General features: G+C 63.8%; 19 protein-coding genes and 1 tRNA gene. 13 read left to right on the top strand and 7 right to left on the bottom strand.

Features of this window, described 5'->3' with window-relative positions; genetic code table 11:
* Positions 1–146: 146 nt before the first annotated feature.
* Complete coding sequence (locus tag HH212_RS23065) at positions 147–1640, bottom strand: HDOD domain-containing protein (protein ID WP_229217421.1); 1494 nt, start codon at positions 1638–1640, stop codon at positions 147–149.
* On the bottom strand, positions 1637–3400 hold the full coding sequence (locus HH212_RS23060) for a putative bifunctional diguanylate cyclase/phosphodiesterase (protein ID WP_370663888.1): 1764 nt from the start codon (positions 3398–3400) through the stop codon (positions 1637–1639). Before HH212_RS23060 ends, HH212_RS23065 begins: the two co-directional genes overlap by 4 nt.
* A 372-nt stretch (positions 3401–3772) precedes the next feature.
* Between HH212_RS23060 and HH212_RS23055 the strand changes: the two genes are divergently transcribed.
* The 4 genes from HH212_RS23055 (at position 3773) to HH212_RS23040 (ending at position 7215) form a co-directional block, all read left to right on the top strand.
* Entirely contained in the window at positions 3773–5596 is a 1824-nt protein-coding gene (locus HH212_RS23055; protein ID WP_170204627.1) for an isovaleryl-CoA dehydrogenase, read from the top strand.
* A gap of 40 nt (positions 5597–5636) precedes the next feature.
* On the top strand, positions 5637–6287 hold the full coding sequence (upp, locus tag HH212_RS23050) for a uracil phosphoribosyltransferase (protein WP_170205630.1): 651 nt from the start codon (positions 5637–5639) through the stop codon (positions 6285–6287).
* A 31-nt stretch (positions 6288–6318) separates the two neighbouring features.
* Positions 6319–6702 carry an Hpt domain-containing protein gene (locus tag HH212_RS23045; RefSeq protein WP_170204626.1) on the top strand — a complete coding sequence of 128 codons (384 nt, stop codon included), beginning with the start codon at positions 6319–6321 and terminating at the stop codon, positions 6700–6702.
* 309 nt (positions 6703–7011) lie between these two features.
* A complete protein-coding gene (locus HH212_RS23040; protein ID WP_050408059.1) occupies positions 7012–7215 on the top strand; it encodes a cold-shock protein in 204 nt (67 codons plus the stop codon).
* A gap of 99 nt (positions 7216–7314) precedes the next feature.
* Here the strand turns inward: HH212_RS23040 and HH212_RS23035 are convergent, their stop codons facing one another.
* A complete protein-coding gene (locus HH212_RS23035; RefSeq protein ID WP_170204625.1) occupies positions 7315–8223 on the bottom strand; it encodes a LysR family transcriptional regulator in 909 nt (302 codons plus the stop codon).
* A gap of 149 nt (positions 8224–8372) precedes the next feature.
* Here HH212_RS23035 and aceB point away from each other — a divergent pair, with 149 nt between their 5' ends.
* Positions 8373–9962, top strand: a complete 1590-nt coding sequence (gene aceB, locus HH212_RS23030) for a malate synthase A (protein ID WP_170204624.1) — start codon at positions 8373–8375, stop codon at positions 9960–9962.
* A gap of 131 nt (positions 9963–10093) precedes the next feature.
* Here aceB and gloB read toward each other — a convergent pair whose 3' ends face one another.
* Positions 10094–10903: a hydroxyacylglutathione hydrolase gene (gloB, locus tag HH212_RS23025; RefSeq protein WP_170204623.1), complete on the bottom strand. Its 810-nt coding sequence runs from the start codon at positions 10901–10903 to the stop codon at positions 10094–10096.
* Positions 10904–10937: 34 nt separating this feature from the next.
* On the opposite strand from gloB, the gene HH212_RS23020 reads away from it, so the two are divergent.
* From HH212_RS23020 to HH212_RS23000, 5 genes are all read left to right on the top strand, one after another.
* On the top strand, positions 10938–11756 hold the full coding sequence (locus HH212_RS23020) for a class I SAM-dependent methyltransferase (RefSeq protein ID WP_170204622.1): 819 nt from the start codon (positions 10938–10940) through the stop codon (positions 11754–11756).
* The gene (rnhA, locus tag HH212_RS23015) at positions 11753–12193 is read left to right on the top strand and encodes a ribonuclease HI (protein ID WP_170204621.1); all 441 of its coding nucleotides are present in this window, start codon (positions 11753–11755) and stop codon (positions 12191–12193) included. Before HH212_RS23020 ends, rnhA begins: the two co-directional genes overlap by 4 nt.
* Before the next feature lie 60 nt (positions 12194–12253).
* Positions 12254–12961 carry a DNA polymerase III subunit epsilon gene (dnaQ, locus tag HH212_RS23010; RefSeq protein ID WP_170204620.1) on the top strand — a complete coding sequence of 236 codons (708 nt, stop codon included), beginning with the start codon at positions 12254–12256 and terminating at the stop codon, positions 12959–12961.
* A gap of 69 nt (positions 12962–13030) precedes the next feature.
* Positions 13031–13105, top strand: a tRNA-Val gene (locus tag HH212_RS23005).
* 127 nt (positions 13106–13232) lie between these two features.
* Positions 13233–14549 carry a site-specific integrase gene (locus HH212_RS23000; protein ID WP_170204619.1) on the top strand — a complete coding sequence of 439 codons (1317 nt, stop codon included), beginning with the start codon at positions 13233–13235 and terminating at the stop codon, positions 14547–14549.
* 86 nt (positions 14550–14635) lie between these two features.
* Here the strand turns inward: HH212_RS23000 and HH212_RS22995 are convergent, their stop codons facing one another.
* Entirely contained in the window at positions 14636–16255 is a 1620-nt protein-coding gene (locus tag HH212_RS22995; protein ID WP_170204618.1) for a Dyp-type peroxidase, read from the bottom strand.
* Positions 16256–16477: 222 nt separating this feature from the next.
* On the opposite strand from HH212_RS22995, the gene HH212_RS22990 reads away from it, so the two are divergent.
* Positions 16478–17443, top strand: coding sequence for a hypothetical protein (locus tag HH212_RS22990; RefSeq protein WP_170204617.1), 966 nt, complete (start codon positions 16478–16480; stop codon positions 17441–17443).
* 73 nt (positions 17444–17516) lie between these two features.
* Here HH212_RS22990 and HH212_RS22985 read toward each other — a convergent pair whose 3' ends face one another.
* Entirely contained in the window at positions 17517–17915 is a 399-nt protein-coding gene (locus HH212_RS22985) for a helix-turn-helix domain-containing protein (RefSeq protein ID WP_170204616.1), read from the bottom strand.
* A gap of 169 nt (positions 17916–18084) precedes the next feature.
* Here HH212_RS22985 and HH212_RS22980 point away from each other — a divergent pair, with 169 nt between their 5' ends.
* Together HH212_RS22980 and HH212_RS22975 are read left to right on the top strand one after the other, a co-directional pair.
* A complete protein-coding gene (locus HH212_RS22980; RefSeq protein WP_170204615.1) occupies positions 18085–18615 on the top strand; it encodes a DUF4755 domain-containing protein in 531 nt (176 codons plus the stop codon).
* 26 nt (positions 18616–18641) lie between these two features.
* A complete protein-coding gene (locus HH212_RS22975) occupies positions 18642–18950 on the top strand; it encodes a hypothetical protein (RefSeq protein ID WP_170204614.1) in 309 nt (102 codons plus the stop codon).
* Positions 18951–19148: 198 nt separating this feature from the next.
* On the opposite strand, the gene HH212_RS22970 is transcribed toward HH212_RS22975, so the two are convergent.
* Positions 19149–20294: a PAS domain-containing sensor histidine kinase gene (locus HH212_RS22970; protein ID WP_170204613.1), complete on the bottom strand. Its 1146-nt coding sequence runs from the start codon at positions 20292–20294 to the stop codon at positions 19149–19151.
* Positions 20295–20390: the final 96 nt, after the last annotated feature.

Here is a 20390-nt window from a genome sequence, read left to right as displayed (position 1 = left end):
CGCATCGGGACTCGTCACTCTTGAGTCGCCACGGGATTTTTTTGGACGGCGATTCTGGTAATTCAGCATGGGTCCCCGCCAAGGGGGCCGCCCAGGCCGGGGACGACGGTGCCGCTGTACGGGGTGTGCGGCGAACCTGCAAGCCGCTAGCTGCGCACCTGCGCCGTCTCCGCCGCCTGGCGCCTGTCCACCGTCCCCACCACCAGCGCGCGCAGCTCGTTCAGCAGGGCGAACTCGGCCTGGTTCAGAAACACCGACGGGAAGCTTTCGTCCCAGTCGCCGTACAGGAAGCCGACCGGCTCGCCGTGCGTACACAGCGGGATGATGACGAAGCAGCGCCCCTCGGCCAGCGTGCCTTTCCACCAGCCCGGCAGCTTGGCGGCGAACTTGGGGTCGCGCGCGTTCTCGATGAAGATCACGTGGTCGCTGCCGAGTGCCGCGAAGAACACGTCGGACTGGAAGGCGTCGCCGAACGTCAGCCGGGGCAGCATCGCCTTGGCGCCCTCGCCCAGGCCGATGCGCGCGCTGTACCTGCCGTCGCGGCGGTTGCGCAGGAAGCCGAAGGCGCGCGTGAACGACAGCCCGCGGTAGGCGGTCTCGAGGGCCATCGACATCATCTGGCCCGGGGTGGCGCCGGCGGCGGCGTCACGCATGTCGGCCACGCCGTCGGCCAGGATCTTGTTGCCGGCCTCGCGCAGGCGCGCCGCGCCGTTTTTCGTTTCCAGGGCGCGCTTTTCGGACGACTGCGCCAGCGGCGCGATCGACAGGTCGGCCGCCGCCTCCAGCCTGGCCTTTTCCACCGCGCCCAGGATGCCGTCCGGCGCCACGCCCAGCAGCGGCGCGAACCCGGCCGCCAGCTCGCGCACCCGTTCGGCGCCGGCCTCGTCGTCGTTCCACAGCGATTCGGCGCAGCGCGTCGACATGGTGCCGAGCGCGGCCAGCCAGTCGTCGTGGCCGAAGCCCTCGCCGCGTTCGCCCGGCTCGATGCTGTGCATGCCGGCGATCAGGTTGCGCGGCAAGCCCCAGTGCTCGGCGGTGGCGCGCCCGATCTGTTCCAGCGACAGGCCGAGCCTGTCGGCGGCGGCCGCGTCGGCGCCGCTGTCTGCCTGCTGCAGCCCGGCCCATTGCTCGGGCAGGTAGAAGGTGACCATCATCCGCCCCAGCGAGTGCAGGATCGAGCACACCACGGCTTCCTCCGGGTCGCGGCTGGCGGACGCCAGGGCCACCTGCTGCGCCACCATCCCGGCCAGCACCGCCTTTTCCATCTCGATGTGCGCCTGCAGCGAATCCGGCGTCGACTTGCCCAGTTCCTCGATCAGCTTGAGGCCCAGCGCCAGGTGGCCGATCGCCTCGGTGCCCAGCACCAGCAGCGCCTTGGAGACGGTGTTGACGCGCTGGCCGAAGGCCGAGTACATGCCGCTGTTGGCCAGGCGCAGCACCTTCTGGGTCAGCACCGGGTCCGACAGCACGGTTTGCGTCATCGAGAAATCGCGCTCGTCCTCGCCGCGCATCGAGGCCAGGATGGCGTTGATGGCGCGCGTGAATCCGGGCATGTCGCCGCGCCGGCGGATGCGCTCCCACAGCAGGGCGAGGGTGGCGTCGGCCTTGGGCGAACGCGGGTAGGTCGGGGTCTGGTTCATAGTATGCCTGCGCGTAGTTCGTCCGGCAGCAGTTCCGCGTACAGGTTTTCCTTGAGCGCCGCCATGGCCACGTGCGCCGGCATCGGCTTGCCGGTCAGGTAGCCCTGCACGTAGTCGCACCCGCGCGAGGCGACGTACTCGAGTTGTTCTTCGGTCTCGACGCCTTCGGCCACCACCGACAGGTCGAGGTGCTTGGCCAGGTCGAGCACCGCGTTGCAGATGGCGCCGTCCTTTTCCGCGGCCGGCAAATCCTTGATGAAGGCGCGGTCGATCTTCAGCACCGAGATCGGGAAGCGCTTCAGGTACGCCAGCGAGGAATAGCCGGTGCCGAAATCGTCGATGGCGATGCGCGCGCGGCGCTCGGCCATCTTGCCCAGGATCGCCTCGGCATGCACGGGATCGACCATCAGCGTGCCTTCGGTGATCTCCAGCACCAGGCGCTCGCCGGGCGTGCCGGAAAACGCCAGGGCGTCGTCCAGCACGTCCAGGAAGCGGTCGCTGCGGAACTGGCGCGGACTGATGTTGACCGAGATGTACAGCGGACGCCTGGCGATGTCCTCGAACTGGCGCAGCTGCACGCAGGCCGCCTTCAGCGCCCATGCGCCCAGCATGTTGATCAGGCCGTTGGTCTCGGCGATCGGGATGAAGCGCACCGGCGGCACCATGCCGAGGGTCGGGTGCTTCCAGCGCATCAGCGTCTCGAAGCCTTCGATCTGGCGCGTGCGCGCCGCCACGATCGGCTGGTAGTAGAGCAGGAACTCGCCTTCGCGCACCGCGTGGAACATGGCCGCCTCGAGCGAGATGTCGTGCTGCGGCGGACTGCTCTCGCGCACGCTGTAGACCACGGTGCGGCCCTTGCCGGTTTCCTTGGCGCGGCCCATGGCGGTATCGGCCAGCGCCACCAGGCGCACCTCATCCTCGGCGTGTTCCGGATAGATCGACACGCCCACCGAGGCGCCCAGGTAGATGGTGTGGCTGTCGACTTCGAACGGCGACTGCAGCGCCGCCATCAGGCGCCCGCTGACCAGCTTGATCTGTTCGGGCGTGGCGGTGCCGGGCAGGACCGCCACGAATTCGTCGCCGCCGACGCGCGCCAGCGTGTCGCTGTCGCGCAGGGTCTTGCGCAGGCGCGCGGCGGCGACCCGCAGCACGGCGTCGCCGACCGGGTGGCCGAGGCCGTCGTTGACCTTCTTGAAGCCGTCCAGGCCGATGCTGGCGATGCTGAACCCCTGGCCCGAGCGGCGCGCGTTGGCGATCACCATGCGGATGCGGTCGGACAGCAGCAGCCGGTTCGGCAGTTCGGTCAGGGCGTCGTGGGTCGCCAGGTGGCGCAGGTGCTGCTCGGTGGCGCGCTGGGCGCTCATGTCGCGTCCCACGGCCAGCAGTTCGTGGGCGTCCGCCGGCTGCGCCGGCGTGCAAGCCGGGATCGGCGTGATGCGCAGCTCGAACCAGGTGTCGCGTTCGCCGCAGCGCAGGCGCGCCTCGACCGTGACCGGCTCGGCGCGCGCATTGGCGTCGACCACCGCGTTGCGCAGCGCCGCCTGGTCGACATCGAGCGCCAGCGCCGCCAGCGGCGTGCCCGCCGCCACCGGCGCGCCCAGCAGGCGCAGCGTGCGCTGGCTGGCAGCACGCACCAGGCCGGATGCGTCGAGGCGCAGGGCGACGTCGCCCAGCGCTTCCATGAACGGGTCCAGGCTGCTGGCCTGGCCGGGTTCGCGGCGCGGATCCTGATCCGGTACGGCGGTTAAAGAAGGGCGCATCGTCGGCTGTCCGCTTTCCTGCTTTCTCAATATGTCGGGCGCTGCCGCGGGGGCGGAACGGCGCGCCTGGTCCAGAACAACAAACAATGTATCACTGAAAGATTCCTACAGGAACTAAAAAGTACAATCCGGCGCGCCATCGGTCCACGCGCTTGACGCGTCGCAGGCATCGGCAGCGGCAGCGGCTGCGCATGGACGTGCTTGTCCGGCATGCCCGTTTGGGCTAGGCTCGTTGTCTCACCGATAAGGCGATGGCGACCCGCGCCGGTCATTGTCGCTGATGTAGTGTAAGTAGGAAACATTTGTGCGAAATTAATGATGCTTGATTGCAACGTACTGTCGGTTTTTTTCGACTTTCCGGAGGAGACCCGCATGAACCGTTTCGACACCCATGCCGTACTGAACCAGGCGCCGCCGTTCGCCGACGTCAACCTGTTCGCCTGCGACCCTGCCTTGCGCGAAGGCGTGCTGCGCGAGGGCGCCGCCTGGGCCATGTCGTGGCTGGACCGGCTCGGCGCGCTGCTCGGCGCCGCCGAGGTGCTGGAGCTGGGGCGCGTCGCCAACGCCAACCCGCCGCGCCTGCTGCAGTTCGACCGCGGCGGCCGCCGCATCGACGAGCTCGAATGCCATCCGGCCTGGCATACCCTGATGCGCATGCTGGTCGAGCATGGCGCCCACTCCTTGCCTTGGGAAGCACCGCGCCCGGGCGCCCAGGTGGCGCGCGCCGCCGCCTACCTGCTGTTCGGCCAGGTGGAAAACGGCACCCAGTGTCCGGTCACGATGACCTATGCCGCGGTGCCGGCGCTGCGCCGCCACCCGCGCCTGGCCGCGCGCTGGCTGCCGCACATCCTGTCGCGCAGCTACGATCCGCGCTCGCTGCCAGTCGAGCGCAAGTGCGGCGCCCTGGTCGGCATGGGCATGACCGAAAAGCAGGGCGGCAGCGACGTGCGCGCCAACAGCACGCGCGCGACGCCGCTCGATCCGCAGGAAGGGCGCCGGCGCTTCGGCGAGGAGGGCACGGATGCCTGGACCATCGTCGGCCACAAGTGGTTCTTCTCGGTACCGCAGGCCGATGCCCACCTGATCCTGGCGCAGACCGGAGGCGACGATGGCGGGGGCGGGCGGCCGGGCGGCGGGCTGTCGTGCTTCTTCGTGCCGCGCTTCCTGCCCGACGGCAGCCGCAATCCGGTGCGCGTGCAGCGCCTCAAGGACAAGCTCGGCAACCGCTCGAACGCCTCGTCCGAGGTCGAGTTCTGCGATGCGCTCGGCTGGATGATCGGCGCCGAGGGGCGCGGCGTCCCGACCATCCTGGAAATGGGCGCCCACACGCGCCTGGATTGCGTGCTGGGCAGCGCCGCCATCATGCGCGCCGCGCTGTGCCACGCACTGCACCATGCGCGCGGCCGCCAGGCGTTCGGACGCGCGCTGGCCGCGCAGCCGCTGATGATGAACGTGCTGGCCGACCTGGCGCTGGAATCGGAAGCCGCCGGCGCGTTCGCGCTGCGCCTGGCGCGCTGCTTCGACGCGGCCCGGGCTGCCGATGCGGCCGGCGCCGCGGCCGATCCGGACGGGGCGCTGCTGGCGCGCCTGCTGACCCCGGCCGGCAAGTACTGGATCTGCAAGCGCGCCCCGGCCTTCTGCGCCGAAGCGATGGAAGTCATGGGCGGGAACGGCTACGTGGAAGAGGGGTCGCTGGCGCGCCTGTACCGCGAAGCGCCGGTGAATTCGATCTGGGAGGGTTCCGGCAACGTGATGTGCCTGGACCTGCTGCGCGTGCTGGGCAAGGAGGCGCGCGTGCGCGCGGCGCTGGCCGCCGAGCTGGCGCCGGCACAGGGGCGCGACGCCCGTTTCGACGCCTTTTGCGCGCGCCTGCTGGCGAGCCTGGAGGCGCCGCCGGACGAGTCCGGGGCGCGGCGCCTGGCCGAGGAACTGGTGCTGGCGGTGCAGGCCGGCCTGCTGCTGCGCCATGCGCCGGACTACGTCGCCGATGCCTTCGTGGCCTCGCGCATCGGTGTCCCGCCGGGAGGCGCCTTCGGCCGCCTGCCTTCGTCCGCCGACTGCGCGGCGATCCTGGCGCGCGCGCTGCAGCAAGGGCAGGCGCAGGACGCGGGCGTGGACACGGCGCCGCTTTGCGGCGGCGCTTCTGCCGATATTTCTTCGACAAAACCGGGACAAACCGGCGCGCGGCTGGGATAATGCCGCCCTGTATACGTCCACACTATGATGTTCCATGACAATGAAACAAGATCCGCGCTTTCCTAACCTGTTCATCCTGAACCATCCCCTGATCCAGCACAAGCTGTCGCACATGCGCGACCGCGGCACCTCGACCCGCACCTTCCGCGAGCTGCTCAAGGAGATCACCCTGCTGATGGGTTACGAAATCACGCGCGACCTGCCGCTGACCACGCACCGCATCGACACCCCGCTGATGAGCATCGACGCCCCGGTCATCGCCGGCAAGAAGCTGGCCATCGTGCCGATCCTGCGCGCAGGCATCGGCATGAGCGACGGCCTGCTGGAGCTGGTGCCGTCGGCGCGCGTCGGCCACATCGGCGTGTTCCGCGACCCCGCCACCCACCAGCCGGTGGAATACCTGGTGCGCCTGCCGGACACGGTCGACCGCACGTTCATCCTGTGCGATCCGATGGTGGCCACCGGCAATTCGGCGGTGTACGCGGTCGACGTGCTCAAGAAGCGCGGCGTGCCCGACGACCAGATCATCTTCCTGGCGCTGGTGGCGGCGCCGGAGGGCGTGGAAGTGTTCCGCAAGTCGCATCCGGACGTGAAGCTGTACGTGGCCTCGCTCGACAGCCACCTGAACGACCACGCCTACATCATCCCGGGCCTGGGCGATGCCGGCGACCGCATCTTCGGCACCAAGTAAACGGCGGCCGACCGTGCTGGAAGGACAACGCATGCAGGACGGCGCCGACGGCGCCGACGCCCAATTTTTCGCCCGCCTGGCGCAACTGAACGACAAGTTCGCCGCCAGCCTGCCGCATACGCTGGCGCGGCTGGCGGCGGCGCGCCACGCCTTCGACCCCGCGTGTCCGCACGGCGCGCCGCTGGACGAGATGCAGGCGCTGCTGCATACGCTGGCCGGATCGAGCGCCACCTTCGGCTTTCGCGCGCTCGGCCAGCAGGCGCGCCTGCTCGAGCAGCGCCTGCGCGTGTTCACCACCTTCGATGCCGTCGCCGCGGGCGACTGGGACGACTGGCTGGGCGCCGTGGATGCCTTCGTGGCCTGGGGACTGCATGATCCGAAATCCGCCTATCCTAACGACGAGACTGTTGTATAGATCCCGGGCACAAATCCCAGGTCCGAGCCGTTTGATCCAAGACAAACTTATCCCCCATCGATAACTTATATTTCTGCTTGCGGCGGACACGAAAGCAGGGGCGTAAAGTTGGTTCTGGGAACGTCAGGAATCCGGCAACGAATCTGGTGTTTTAATTTTCGTGAAAACTGCGTGTGCCGGGTTTTATTCGGTATAATACGGGATCGTTGGATTCGAGGTAGCAGTGCAGTTAGTCTGTCATTTGTTTCTTGCTTCTTCAAACGATCGTAAACGGACAATAGTCCACTTTAACTGAAATAGGAAATTGTAATGGCAACTGGCATCGTAAAATGGTTCAATGACTCCAAGGGCTTTGGCTTCATCACCCCGGACGAAGGCGGCGAAGATCTGTTTGCTCACTTCTCGGCTATCCAGAGCGCCGGCTTCAAGTCGCTGCAGGAGAACCAGCGCGTCTCGTTCGACGTGACCTCGGGCCCGAAGGGCAAACAAGCGTCGAACATCCAGCCGCTGTAATTTGAAGCGCTGCATGTAGGCAAAAAATCCTCGGGTTCCCCGGGGATTTTTTTTGCCTGCTCATTGGCTGTTCAATCAATGGCCGCACGCCGCTTTGTTTCAGCCGACTGCGCCCCAGTAATCCGGCTGCGCATAGGCATGGCGCAGGAAATCCACGAAGGCGCGGATACGCAGCGGCAAATGACGGCGCTGGGCGAATACCGCGTGGATATCGTTGCCCGGCGCCGCGTGCTGCTCCAGCAACGCCACCAGGCGGCCGGCGGCGATGTCGGCGCCCACTTCCCACAGCGAACGCCAGGCCAGGCCGCGGCCCGCCAGTGCCCACTCGTGCAGCACGGCGCCGTCGTTGCAGGCCATGTTGCCGCCCACCTTCAGCGTGACGATGCGCCCGCCGTCGCGGAAGGTCCAGCCGCGCTGGCTGCCGGCGCCGCCGATCGCCAGGCACTGGTGGCGCGCCAGTTCGTCCAGCGTGCGTGGCGTGCCGTGGCGCTTCAGGTAGGCCGGCGCCGCCACCACCACGCGCTGGTTGGCGGCCAGTTTCACGCCCACCAAGTTGGAATCCGAGAGGCTGGCGATGCGGATCGCCACGTCCACCCCTTCACCGACGACGTCGACCACGCGGTCGTTCAGGTCGAGGTCGACGCTGACTTGGCGGTGCTCGGCCAGGAACGAGGGCAGCAGCGGCGCCACGTGGCGCCGTCCGAAGCCGGCCGGCGCCGATACCAGCAAATGGCCGCTGGCGCGCGCGCTGCGCTCGGATACCGCGCTTTCCGCTTCCGCCAGCTCGGCCAGGATGCGCTGGCAGTCTTCCAGGAAGGCAGCGCCCTCGTCGGTCAGCGCCAGCTTGCGCGTGGTGCGCTGGAGCAGTTTGACCCCGAGGCGCGCCTCCAGTGCATCCAGGCGCCGTCCGATCATGGCCGGGGCGATGCCTTCGGCGCGCGCCGCGGCCGACAGGCTGCCGCGGGCGACGACTTCGACGAAGGTGGAGATCTGGCGGAACTGTCCCATGGCTTGGCAGTGTATGGTGTTTTATCTGTGACAAAAACGCATAGATGAAGTGATTTTTTGTCTCGTTTAGATGGGCAGAAGTGAATATACTGGATGCCAGGGCAAACGCCAAGCAACCGAATCCATCCATCACAGAACAGGAGCATGCAATGACCATCGCCACCCCAGCAGGAATGGAAATCCGCGGCGCGATCGCGCCGGGCTACGAACGCATTCTCGTGCCGCAAGCGCTCGACCTGATCGCCAAGCTGAGCCGTGAGTTCGAGCCGCGCCGCCAGCAATTGCTGGCCGCCCGCGTCGAGCGCGCCAGGCGCCTGGATGCCGGCGAGCGTCCCGACTTCCTGCCCGAGACCGCCCATATCCGCGAAGGCGACTGGCAGGTGGCGCCGATCCCGCAGGCGCTGCAATGCCGCCGCGTCGAGATCACCGGCCCGGTCGAGCGCAAGATGGTCATCAACGCCCTGAACTCGGGCGCCGACAGCTACATGACCGACTTCGAGGATTCGAACACGCCCAACTGGCACAACCAGCTCACCGGTCAGCTGAACATGCGCGACGCCGTGCGCGGCACCATCTCGCTGGAGCAGAACGGCAAGCAGTACAAGTTGAACGATAAGGTCGCGACCCTGGTCGTGCGTCCGCGCGGCTGGCACCTCGACGAAAAGCACGTGCTGGTGGACGGCAAGCGCATCTCGGGCGGCATCTTCGACTTCGCCCTGTTCATGTTCCATAACGCCAAGGAGCAGCTGGCGCGCGGCGCCGGCCCGTACTTCTACCTGCCGAAGATGGAATCGCACCTGGAAGCGCGCCTGTGGAACGACATCTTCGTGATGACGCAGGACGAACTCGGCCTGCCGCAGGGCACGATCAAGGCGACCGTGTTGATCGAGACCATTCTGGCCGCCTTCGAGATGGACGAGATCCTGTACGAACTGCGCGAGCACAGCGCCGGCCTGAACGCCGGACGCTGGGACTACATCTTCTCGTGCATCAAGAAATTCAAGCTGGACAAGAATTTCTGCCTGGCCGACCGGCCCAAGGTGACGATGACGGCGCCGTTCATGCGCGCCTATGCGCTGCTGCTGTTGAAGACCTGCCACAAGCGCGGTGCGCCGGCGATCGGCGGCATGTCGGCCCTGATTCCGATTAAATCCGATCCGGAAAAGAACGAGACGGCGATGGCCGGCGTGCGCGGCGACAAGTCGCGCGACGCCACCGACGGCTACGACGGCGGCTGGGTGGCGCACCCGGGCCTGGTCGAGCCGGCCATGACCGAATTCAGGAAGGTGCTGGGCGAGCGGCCGAACCAGTTCGACAAGCAGCGTCCGGACGTCGAGGTGACTGCCGCGCAATTGCTCGACTTCAAACCGGAAGCGCCGATCACCGAGGCCGGCCTGCGCTACAACATCAACGTCGGCATCCACTACCTGGGCGCCTGGCTGGCCGGCAATGGCTGCGTGCCGATCCACAACCTGATGGAAGACGCCGCCACGGCCGAGATCAGCCGCTCGCAGGTGTGGCAATGGATCCGCTCGCCCAAGGGCGTGCTGGACGACGGCCGCAAGGTCACGGCCGACATGGTGCGGGCGATGATTCCGGAAGAGCTGGCCAAGGTGAAGGGGGATACGCCGGACGGCGCCAACCCGACCTATGCGCGCGCGGCCGAGATCTTCGAGCAGATGTCGACCTCGGAAGACTTTGCCGAGTTCCTGACCTTGCCGCTGTACGAGGAAATCTGACGACTGGGTGACGCCGGCCGGACGCGTGGACGGCGGCCAGGCTGGCGTTGCGCACGCCGTGCGGTAGCGCCGTCCACCCTACGCGCCGAGGTTCGTGCCGCGCGCACGGCCTACGCCGTCTGCCCCCTGCATCAAAACACGTTCTTCCACTCGCGCAAGGCGGTAAACGCCGCCAGCGCATCCGCGCCCGGCTGCAAACGGCCCACTTCGACCAGGCTCTCCACGATCGCCGGCTCGTCCGCCCGCAAGAAGGGATTGGTCGCCTTTTCGATCGCGATGGTCGATGGAATGGTCGGCAAATTGGTGCCGCGCGCCTGGTTGTCGGCCACGATGCGCATCTGCAGCGCCCGGTTGCCCGGCTCGACCTGCTGCGCGAAGCGCAGGTTCGACAGCGTGTACTCGTGCGCGCAATACACCAGCGTATCGTCCGGCAATGCCGCCAGCTTGGCCAGCGAGTCCGCCATCTGCGCCGGCGTGCCTTCGAACAGGCGTCCGCAGCCGGCGCCGAACAGGGTGTCGCCGCAGAACAGCCAGGCGGCGCCGGGCTCGTCGCGCACGTAGGCAATGTGGCCGAGCGTATGGCCGGGCACGTCGAGCACGCGCAGGTCGAGACCGATGCCCGGCACCGTGATGCGCTCGCCTTCGCCCAGTGGTTGCGTCACCGCGTCGATGCCGTCGTTGCGCGGCCCGAATACCGGCACATCGGCATGTTCCAGCAGGCGCGGCACGCCGCCGATATGGTCAGCATGATGATGGGTGAGTAGAATGGCGGTGAGGGTGAGCCCATGCGCCGCCAGGGCCTCGAGGATGGGATCGGCATCGCCGGGGTCGACGACCGCCGCATGCGCGCCATCATGGATGAGCCACAGGTAATTGTCCTTGAATGCAGGGACCGTCAGGACGGCCAGCTTGTTGTGCGCAGGGGTCGGCGATGGGTTCATGGGGACGTCAATTCGGCATCAGGGTAGGGGTGGCATGGACAGCGCAGCATCCGAAAAATCCATTATAGCGCTCGAGCGCTGGCTGCAATCGCCGGCGGGTGCCTACGTGCGCGCCTGGGAACAGGCGTGCCTGGACAAGCTGACCGCCGACATCTTCGGCTTCAACGCGGTCCAGATCGGCGTACCGCAGCTGGACGCGCTGGCCGCCAGCCGCATGCCCAACAAGTGGCAGGCAGCCACGCGCCTCTCAAGCGCGGACGAACTGGCCTATGCCGCCGCCGGCCGCCAGGTCGCGGTCGCGCTCGACTTCGCCGACCTGCCGTTCGCCTCGCAGAGCCTGGACCTGGTGGTGCTGCCGCACGTGCTCGAATTCGCGGCCGAGCCGCACCAGGTGCTGCGCGAGGTCGAGCGCGTACTGATTCCGGAAGGCCAGCTGATCGTGTGCGGCTTCAACCCGGCCAGCCTGTGGGGCATCCGCCAGGGCATGGGACGCATCACCAGCAGCGACTACCTGCCGGCCGCCGGCGAGTTCATTTCTTTGCCGCGCCTGAAAGACTGGTTAAAATTGCTGAACCTCGGCGCCACCCGCAACCACTTCGGCTGCTACGCGCCGCCGCTGCGCACCGCCAAGTGGCTCGACCGCTTCGCCTTCGCCGAGGGCGCCGGCCAGCGCTGGTGGCCCTACCTGGGCGCGGTCTACGTCGTGCACGCGATCAAGCGCGTCAAGGGCATGACGATCATCGGCCCGGCCTGGAACAAGAAAGCCAGCAAGGCGCCGCAAGCGGTGCCGGCGGCCAACCGCAACGAACGCAAGCAACACGATCAACACCAGAATGAAAGTAACGCAGCATGACCAAAGTTGAGATCTTCACCGACGGCGCCTGCAAAGGCAATCCGGGCACCGGCGGCTGGGGTGCGCTGCTGGTGGCCGACGGCCGCCACGAAAAGGAAATCTTCGGCGGCGAGCCGAACACCACCAACAACCGCATGGAGCTGCGCGCCGTGATCGAGGCGCTCGGCGTCCTGAACCGGCCGTGCCAGGTGGTGCTGCATACCGACAGCCAGTACGTGCAGAAGGGCATCTCGGAATGGATCCACGGCTGGAAGGCGCGCGGCTGGAAGACGGCGGCCAAGGAGCCGGTCAAGAACGACGACCTGTGGAAGGCGCTCGACAGCGCCCAGGCGCAGCACGCCGTCGAATGGCGCTGGGTGCGCGGCCACAACGGCCATCCCGGCAACGAACGGGCCGATCTGCTGGCCAACATGGGCGCGGCCTCGGTCAAGCGCTGACAGGCGCCGCTTGGTATACTGCAAGGTCTTTTTTCACGCTTTTGATTGGGTGAACCGCATATGCGCCAAATCGTTCTCGATACCGAAACCACCGGCCTGAATCCCCGCACCGGCGACCGCATCATTGAGGTCGGCTGCGTCGAACTCCTCAACCGCAAACTTACCGGCAACAACTTCCACCGCTACATCAATCCCGAGCGCGACTCGGACGAGGCGGCGCTGGCGGTGCACGGCCTGACCACCGAGTTCCTCAGCGACAAGCCGAAATTCCACGAGATCGCCCACGAGCTGCGCGAGTTCGTGCAGGGCGCGGAAATCATCATCCACAACGCGCCGTTCGACCTGGGCTTCCTGAACCACGAGTTCCAGCGCGTCGGACTGCCGTCCTTCATCGACCATTGCAGCGGCTTGATCGACACCCTGGTGCACGCCAAGGAACTGCATCCCGGCAAGCGCAACTCGCTGGACGCGCTGTGCGACCGCTACGGCGTCTCCAACGCCCACCGCAAACTGCACGGCGCACTGCTGGACTCGGAGCTGCTGGCCGACGTCTACCTGTCGATGACGCGCGGCCAGAACATGCTGTCGATGGACGTCGAGGTCGAGGAAAGCGCCGGCAGCCAACTGGCCGATGCCGGTCCGCTGGGCGAGATCCTGGTGATCGCCTCCAGCGCGGACGAGCTGTCCGAGCACGACAAGGTGCTGGCCGCGCTCGACAAAGGGGTCAAGGGAGAATGCCTTTGGAGAAAATATTCTCCACAAGCGTGACAAAACGCAAAACTCCCCCTATAATGCTCGTCATTGCAGCGACACATTCGCAGCAAAGCAGTAAAAGTAGGGCGGTTAGCTCAGGGGTAGAGCACAGCATTCACACTGCTGGGGTCGCAAGTTCGAAACTTGCACCGCCCACCAGGATACATGTTTAGAATCAAAGGCTTGGCTTGATCAGGCAGTGGTTTTAAGCGGCGGCCGAACAGGCTTTTGGTGAAAAAAGTAGGGGAATTCGACAAACGATTCCACCAACGCCAAAGGCTGACAAATGGCTGCAACCATCCCTCGCGGCATCCGAGTCATCGACTGGAAAAACGCCGACAAATCAAGATCCATCCGTTATCGAGTCCGAGTTGAGCGGGGCGACTTCGTCGTCGACCGCTCTTTTTCCGATTTGGAGCGCGCCAAGCTCTTCCTTGAAGACACCAAGACGCCTCAAGGCCGGCTGTTGATCGCCCAGGGCCGCGACCGCGCGAGCCTCGTGGTCGACGAGGTCGAGCGCCTCGCGGCGGAGTTTATTAAAGAAGGGCGCTGCACGCTCTCCCACGCGATCGACAGCTACCTGCGAGCCTACGTCAACGGCAAGCTCGAAAGCGAAGTCGACAAGGAGCGCGTCACCGCCAAAGCCGCCAAGGCTCGTCTGGAATTTTGTAAGACGGTGCGCGTCCCCTACATTAAGCCGGGACATGTCGTTCCTTCGGGTCCGCTAGCGTCGCTGAGGCAATTTGCCAAAGGCTACGACGAGAAGCCGATTGGTGACTTCTACATCGACGACCTGACCGAGCAAGAGACCACGGAATATATCAACGCCAGGCTTCGCGCCGGGAAGGCCAACAGCACGATCAAGCGCGACATCTATGCCTTGCAGTCCGTGGTTAACAAGCTGCGCTACACTGACAACAAGGCTTGGAAGCGCCTGAACGGCTACAACCCGTTTGTGCAGGCCGACAAATCCAAGCTCAAAGGCGGCGAGCGGCGGCGCCGGCGCATCATTAGTGACGCCGAGGAGGAGGCGCTGCTCGCCGAGCTGCGCAAGTGCCGCAACCCTGAGATGCCAATGATCTTCGCGCTGGCGATCTCCACCGGCATGCGCCGCGCGGAGCTGCTTGGATTGCGTTGGTCGCAAGTCGACCTTGACCGCGGGGTTATCCACCTAAATGCGGACCAGACCAAGGCCAGCGAGGATCGCATGGTGATCTTGCTGCCGGAAGCTCGGGAAGCGTTCAAGGCCATCCCACAGGTGGACGACCGGGTTTTCCACTACAAGATCGAAGGCTTCAAGACCAATTTTCAGCGGGTATTGAAGCGCGCTGGCCTCACGGATATTCACATGCACGACACCCGTCGTTCATTTATTTCGCGCGTCCTCAAAAACATCACCGCGTCGCCGGTGGCGATCGCCGACATGGTGGGGGCTCGCAGCGTGTCGAATCTTGAGCGCCGGACTATCGACCGCATTCGACAGCACGAGATGATCGAAGCTGGAGCGATCAAGACCGAACAAGAGTTGCGTTGGACGGTGCAGCATAAAGACGGCCAAACGACTTCGCGGTATGCGAATTTGGCTCCTGAGAGAACCGAATAACTCTGAGCATTTTCCGCGGTGAGGCGGTGGCTTCACTTCGGAATTCCAGTAGAGTCGCGCCGACTGACGGCGCGACTAGCTTTTGCTCAAATGCTGCGCAAGAACGAAATGGACGGGGCGAAGAAGTATTCTCCGCCTTTCATCTTGACGAACCCAAAAAACTCGGTCGGCTTGCTTAGTTCCTTACCCCAAATCTTGGGATAGATCTGCTTATTTTGATCGTCCTTTGTCAGGCCCGCGTTTTCGATGACGGCCACGCCAATGACAGGGTCGATGCCAGTGTGATGTTCATTAAAGATTGGCTTGTTGGCGCGGGTTTGTGTGGCTTCAAACTGATTCTCAATGCTGCTTTGATAAGCCATGAACAGCAAGCCAACGTTTGTCGTCGGCTTTGTGTCCATGTTGTCGTCATTTGGTCCATCAGTTCTGTTCCCATAGGTCACTCCGCGGCGAGCCATCAACATGCTTTTGGAGTTTTTTTCATCCGATCTCGGGTTTGTTTTTCTAATGTGGGCGGCGAATGGGCATTTCAGCCCATCCTCGTCGCCAGTGTAATTGAAGTTGTTTAGCACGCCAGCGTTGCCTCTGACTTTGACGGGTTGCTCATCGTCAAATTTGGCGACTGGCGTCCCGTTTTCGAAACGTCCAACGACGCTCGCTCCGGCCCGCTCGTCAATGTCGCCAAGGGTGTGTCCAAGCTCTTTTTCAGCTTCTTTAAATCCTTTCACGTTTTGCTCTAATTTTCGAAAAACGAAATAGCTTCCAAAGCTGAGATCGGATTGTCCTCCAGGACACCGAACCAGAAGTTGATTCAGCGGAATTGATGGGTCCCATTTTCCGATGCCGCCATTCTCGTTTTTTTCACGCTCGATATCTTCGACAAGCGCCAGAGGCTGGCTGCGGCCGTCCACGTATCCGAAGTGCTCCAACGGATTGCCATCGTCATTGAGCTGAGGGGAGCCGATCTCCCAACCGATCTCTTCCACTGCGGCGTCAGTATCATTGATGCGATTTTGATAAATCTTGTGAAGCTCTTTCTGCCGTTCTTCATTGTCAGCAGCTAAAATCAGCAAGGCGTGTATGTTCCTCGTGAACGTCGGGTCCCACCTTTCACGATTGGGATCGCCGAGCGGTCGGCCATCCATTCCTTGGCGAAAGGCGTCGTCCTCGGGTTTCGCTTCCTCCTTCCTAAGAACATCGTATCCTTTCGACGTCAGAAAGAAACCAATGTAAGGCCCGGAATTGGTTTGGCCCGCTTTGAACAGATCCGTCGTGATCAGTTGGTGCATGGACGACGTCACCTCGCGGCCGATTTGGCGGATAAAAGTCAACGCTTGCTCTCGTCGATCTGGATCGAAAGCCAAGAACATGTTGACGCTGTGCATGCGGCCGTGGCTTTTAAGTATGTTCCCCTGCAAATCGTTGAGCATGGCGGTGCCCGCCAATGCATTGTCGTCTGCGCCTTCAAGGGCTTTCTTCCAAGAAAAAGGCTTGTTCATTTCGAGTGGCATGGCATCCCCTTTATGACATAAGGCCGGGCTTGGCTTATGCAGTATAGATGTCGTAAATACGTTGGCAAGGAGATATTGGCCGAGATAAGTTTTCCGCGAAAACATGCTCACTGCATCATCGAAGAAAAATCTTGGAAGCATTATCGTCGATTGGATATTGAACATTGCGTTTTGGTAAAACAATGCAAGACGCATGGCGTGTCGGCTGCTTCAATGCTATGTTTTTGACGCGGAATATTTGAGAAATTTGATGATCGGCCGATGCCGAGTGTTTAGGGAAATGCTGGGTTGGAAAGGCGTTGGGATCTTATTTTCATCCATCGCGTCATGCTTGGCGGATAGCAGGATCATGGCGACGTTTGGCTTTCTGGCTACACGCTGATCATTGGCCGGTTGGAGGAGTGGTTGATGCAGGGAATGAATGACATTGAAATGTTGACGGAGATTTATCCCTCAATCGAAAGGCGGATTACTGAGACGATCCGCCTGAGTGACTCTGAACTGTGCACGCCATTCGATCCAGAAGACTCGGCGTTGCGAATTCTTAGTCCAGTCGCGCAAGTGGAGTTGATGCGGGAGTGGTTTTTCAATCGGTATTGCGATCCCGCATTCGAAACGCCGCGCGAAGCGGCGGGCGGGTATCTTTGGATTTGGGGCGGACCATACTATGCCCATGAAGAGCTGCGACGCCGGTTTGGCTCAGTGGTGGGCAAGGATGTCATCGATGAGTTGGTTGGCGAACTCGATCGCGAAGGCGTTTGCCAGTGGGCGCCGGCGCGCCGAGGCGCGCAGCCTCGAGACGACGGTTTCGAACTCGAACTGGACAAGCCGGAAGACCCTTCTTTTCGATTGCGTTCGAGGCTAGAGCAAGCGTTGAGCGCGCTGTCGCTTCGAGGCGACGAGGCCGCCATGGCCCAACTGCCGCGGCTGGCTTTTGGCGAGATCATTTCGGCTCTGGAAGGGTATCTGTGGGAGGCGATGGCGTATTGGGTTGGGAGCGATCGAGAAGCGCTCAAAAACGCTGTGTCCAACATCCCCGATTTGAAAGATCAGTGGTTGAGGCTTGGACAGATCTTTGATCAGCATGACGCGATCAAGGCTCGGGTCATGTTTTACCTGCAAAATTTAGCATGGCGTCGTTGGGATAAGGTCGCGCTGCTGTTCGAATTTTGCTTGGGCATCAAGCCGCCCAGTTTTCGCCCATTCGAGGAGGCTTTGGCCAAGCGCCACGACGTCGTCCACCGCGGCGGACGCGACAAGGATGGGCGCCCGGTTGCGTTGACCGCGCAGGATGCGCGGGATTTGGCGGCCGCGGTGGAAACTTTCGCCTTGGAAGTTGACCGCGCGATTCTGTCAAAATTCGACCGTGGCAGCGACAGCTAGCTCGCCGATCCGATTTGGCGCGCAAGAGGAAGTTTAAGTTTTTTTCACCGTGCTGACTAGGACGGCCGATGACTTAGACTCTGTTTTTTTCTGCCCGTCGCCGCAAATGGGCGACCAATTGATCCACGCTGCCAAGGACGAAGTCGCGATCCGTGATTGAGAGTCCGTCAAGCATGGCCCACAACGCTCCGGCCTGATCTTCGGGACGCTCGCTCGCGCCCAACAACAGTTGGTCGGATCGGCACCCAAACATCTGGGCCAACACCACCAAGCGCTCCGCCGTGATGGAGCCGACGCCGCGCTCAAGTCGCGACACCGCCTCGGGCCCAATCCCCAACATCTCCGCGACACTTTCTTGCGTCAAATTTGCGTCCTGCCTTGCTCGGGCAATGGATTGCCCGATCGCTTTGCGAATGCGCAACGCGTCCGCGTTGGGCTCGTCGCGCCGCGGCGCGTTGAAGTTTGATTCCATGCTGCCTCCCGACCTCAATAGTCGGATGTCCACCTTAGGCTTTGAAGGACTTTAAAGGTTGACTGTCAACTAAATTGGTTTAGTATGCGTTTCTACAGCGCGGCGGTGTCGCCGTAACGAATAAGGAGAAGAAGATGGGTTTGCTCGCAGGGATCTTCGCAGTGTGGGGGTGATCGTGTCCGCATTGGTTCCGTTCGCCGACGGCGGATTCGCCAAGCTTGTGACGCTGGCGGTGGGCTGGGCGCCGGCTGGATTCTTGGCGTGGTTCGCCATGAATCGGGCAAAGCGCCGCCAAGCGCTTCACCAACAAATGCTCGCGGCCATTGGAGTCGCAGGAGACCGCGGGTTCGACCACGCGGAGGAAGGCACGGGGATCGCGCTCAACCAGGCGAAACGCGTCGTGGCCGTCCTGGCCGACGGCTCGTATCGAGAATACCGCTATGAGCAAGTTCGTCAGTGGTCGATTCGCGAAGAGCGCGCCGGGGCAGTCGTCCCTGCTTTCGGCGTCGCCAGCGGCGTCGCGGCGGCCGGGGCGAACGCTCGCATGGCGCGGGACGCGCTCGCGAACACCGGGCTGTTTTTGACCGTGAAAGATGTCGACCGGCCTGGATGGCGCGTCGCGATGAAGGACGCGCGGACTCGCGAGCGCTGGATGGAGCTGCTGCGGCAGGAGATCAACGAAGGCGGCGTGGCCGCTTGACCCAGTCGATATTTCGAGGAGTGAACATGAAGCGATCAAGTATCACGGCCGTCTTGGCCACGCTTGCCGCGAGCGCGGCGCTGGCGGGCTGCGGCGATTCAGCGCCGACCGACAAAGACGTGCGGGACGCGATGTTGCGGCAGTTGGAGCGCGCCATGGGCAAGGAGGCCGCCGACAGCCAAAAAGAGGAACTCGCGAAGGTGAGGGTGGTCAAATGCGTGAAAGCCGAGCTCGGCGGCTTCGCGTGCGAAATCGACAGCCCCGTGGGCGGCCGAGGCACCGGCCGCTTCAAGAAAGAGAGCGATGGCTGGACGTTCGTTGGCAACAGCGGCTGAGTCCATCTGGCGAAGTTGTTCTCGGCGCCTGCGAGACCGTGGCGGCGGCGGCGTGGACACCTTGCTTGCGTCAGCGACTCGGATTGTGGCGCGGGCGAACGACATGATCACGTGTGTTCATGCCTTTTTTTGATATACACCTGACGCACTGGTGTGCGACGCAATGCGTCGCGCGGCGCGGGCGCGCCTTTCAACCCCTCAAACCGCGCCAACGGCGACAGGCAAAGCCAGGGACACGGTGGTCCCCAACCCCAGTCCGGCGCTGCGCACGTCGATCGAGCCGCCGTGCGCTTCGCATACGCCCTTGGCGATGGTGAGCCCCAGGCCGGCTCCCTCGGGAGCCCGGCCCGGCGCCACGGCGCGGCGCTCGAACGGCTCGAAGACGTGCGGCAGATCTTCGGCGGCGATGCCCGCGCCGCAGTCGACCACTTCAACGCGCAGCACGTCGCCTTCGACGAACACCCTCAGGCAAATCTCTTCGCCATCGGGCGTGAACGCGCTGGCGTTGCGCAGCACATTGCCCAACGCTTGGGCGACGCGCTCCGGGTCGCAGCGCAGCGACGCGTCGCGGTCGTTGACCTCGACGACCAAACGCTGCTTGCGCGCGCGCACTTCGGGCTCGACCGCGTCGAGCGCCAAAGCGAGGATGTCGTCTTCGGTGCAGACGCGAATCTCCACCTGCAGATCGCAGAAGCAGTCGACGCGGGAAGCGTCGAGCAAGTCGGTGATGAAGCGCGCCAGCTGCTTGGTCTGCCGTTGCACGATGGTGGCCATCTTGGCGATTTTGGGATCGGCGTTCGACAGCTGCAACGCTCCGGCGATGCTCATGATCGGCGCCAACGGGTTTCGCAGTTCGTGCGCCAGCATGCCCAAGAAATCATCTCGAGCGTTGGCCGCGCCAAGAGCGCGCTCTTGGAGGCGACGCTTTTCGCTGACGTCGGTGAGGCAGCAAAGCGCGCCCATGATCGCGCCTTGCTCGTCGAAGACGGGCTTGGCGTGGATCACCACGCGCCGAAGCTGTCCGTCCTGGCACAGGGCGAGCAATTCGGTGGGGACGGGGGAGTCGCCCGCGGCGGCCAACGCCGCGGGGCTGTCGTCTTTGTCGAGGGGCTGGCCGTCGAGATCGCGCAGCGCCGCGAATCCATCCCAGCGCGAAGTTTGGGCGCTGTGCTGCGTCTCTCCCCAAATCCGTTTGGCCGAGGCGTTGCGGTGGATGACGGCGCCGTCATGCGAACAACAATAAGCGGGACAAGGCATTTGTTCGATGGCCCAAGCGTAGGACTCTGGCCACCCGTTGTCCAAACGGGCAAATTCGCGCCGAAGCGAACGATTGTTGGTTTCCATAATGAAAGCGCGAGGTCCTGGCGCGGCTGAGGTATGTGGTTCGCATTATCGGTCCAGCCACTTTTGATTTTCGTAGGACGATGTCGATTCGACATG

Source organism: Massilia forsythiae (genome assembly GCF_012849555.1).
GTDB classification, from domain to species: domain Bacteria; phylum Pseudomonadota; class Gammaproteobacteria; order Burkholderiales; family Burkholderiaceae_D; genus Telluria; species Telluria forsythiae.
The sequence above is the reverse complement of the archived record's forward strand: the minus strand, read 5'-3'. Positions and strand labels throughout refer to the sequence as shown.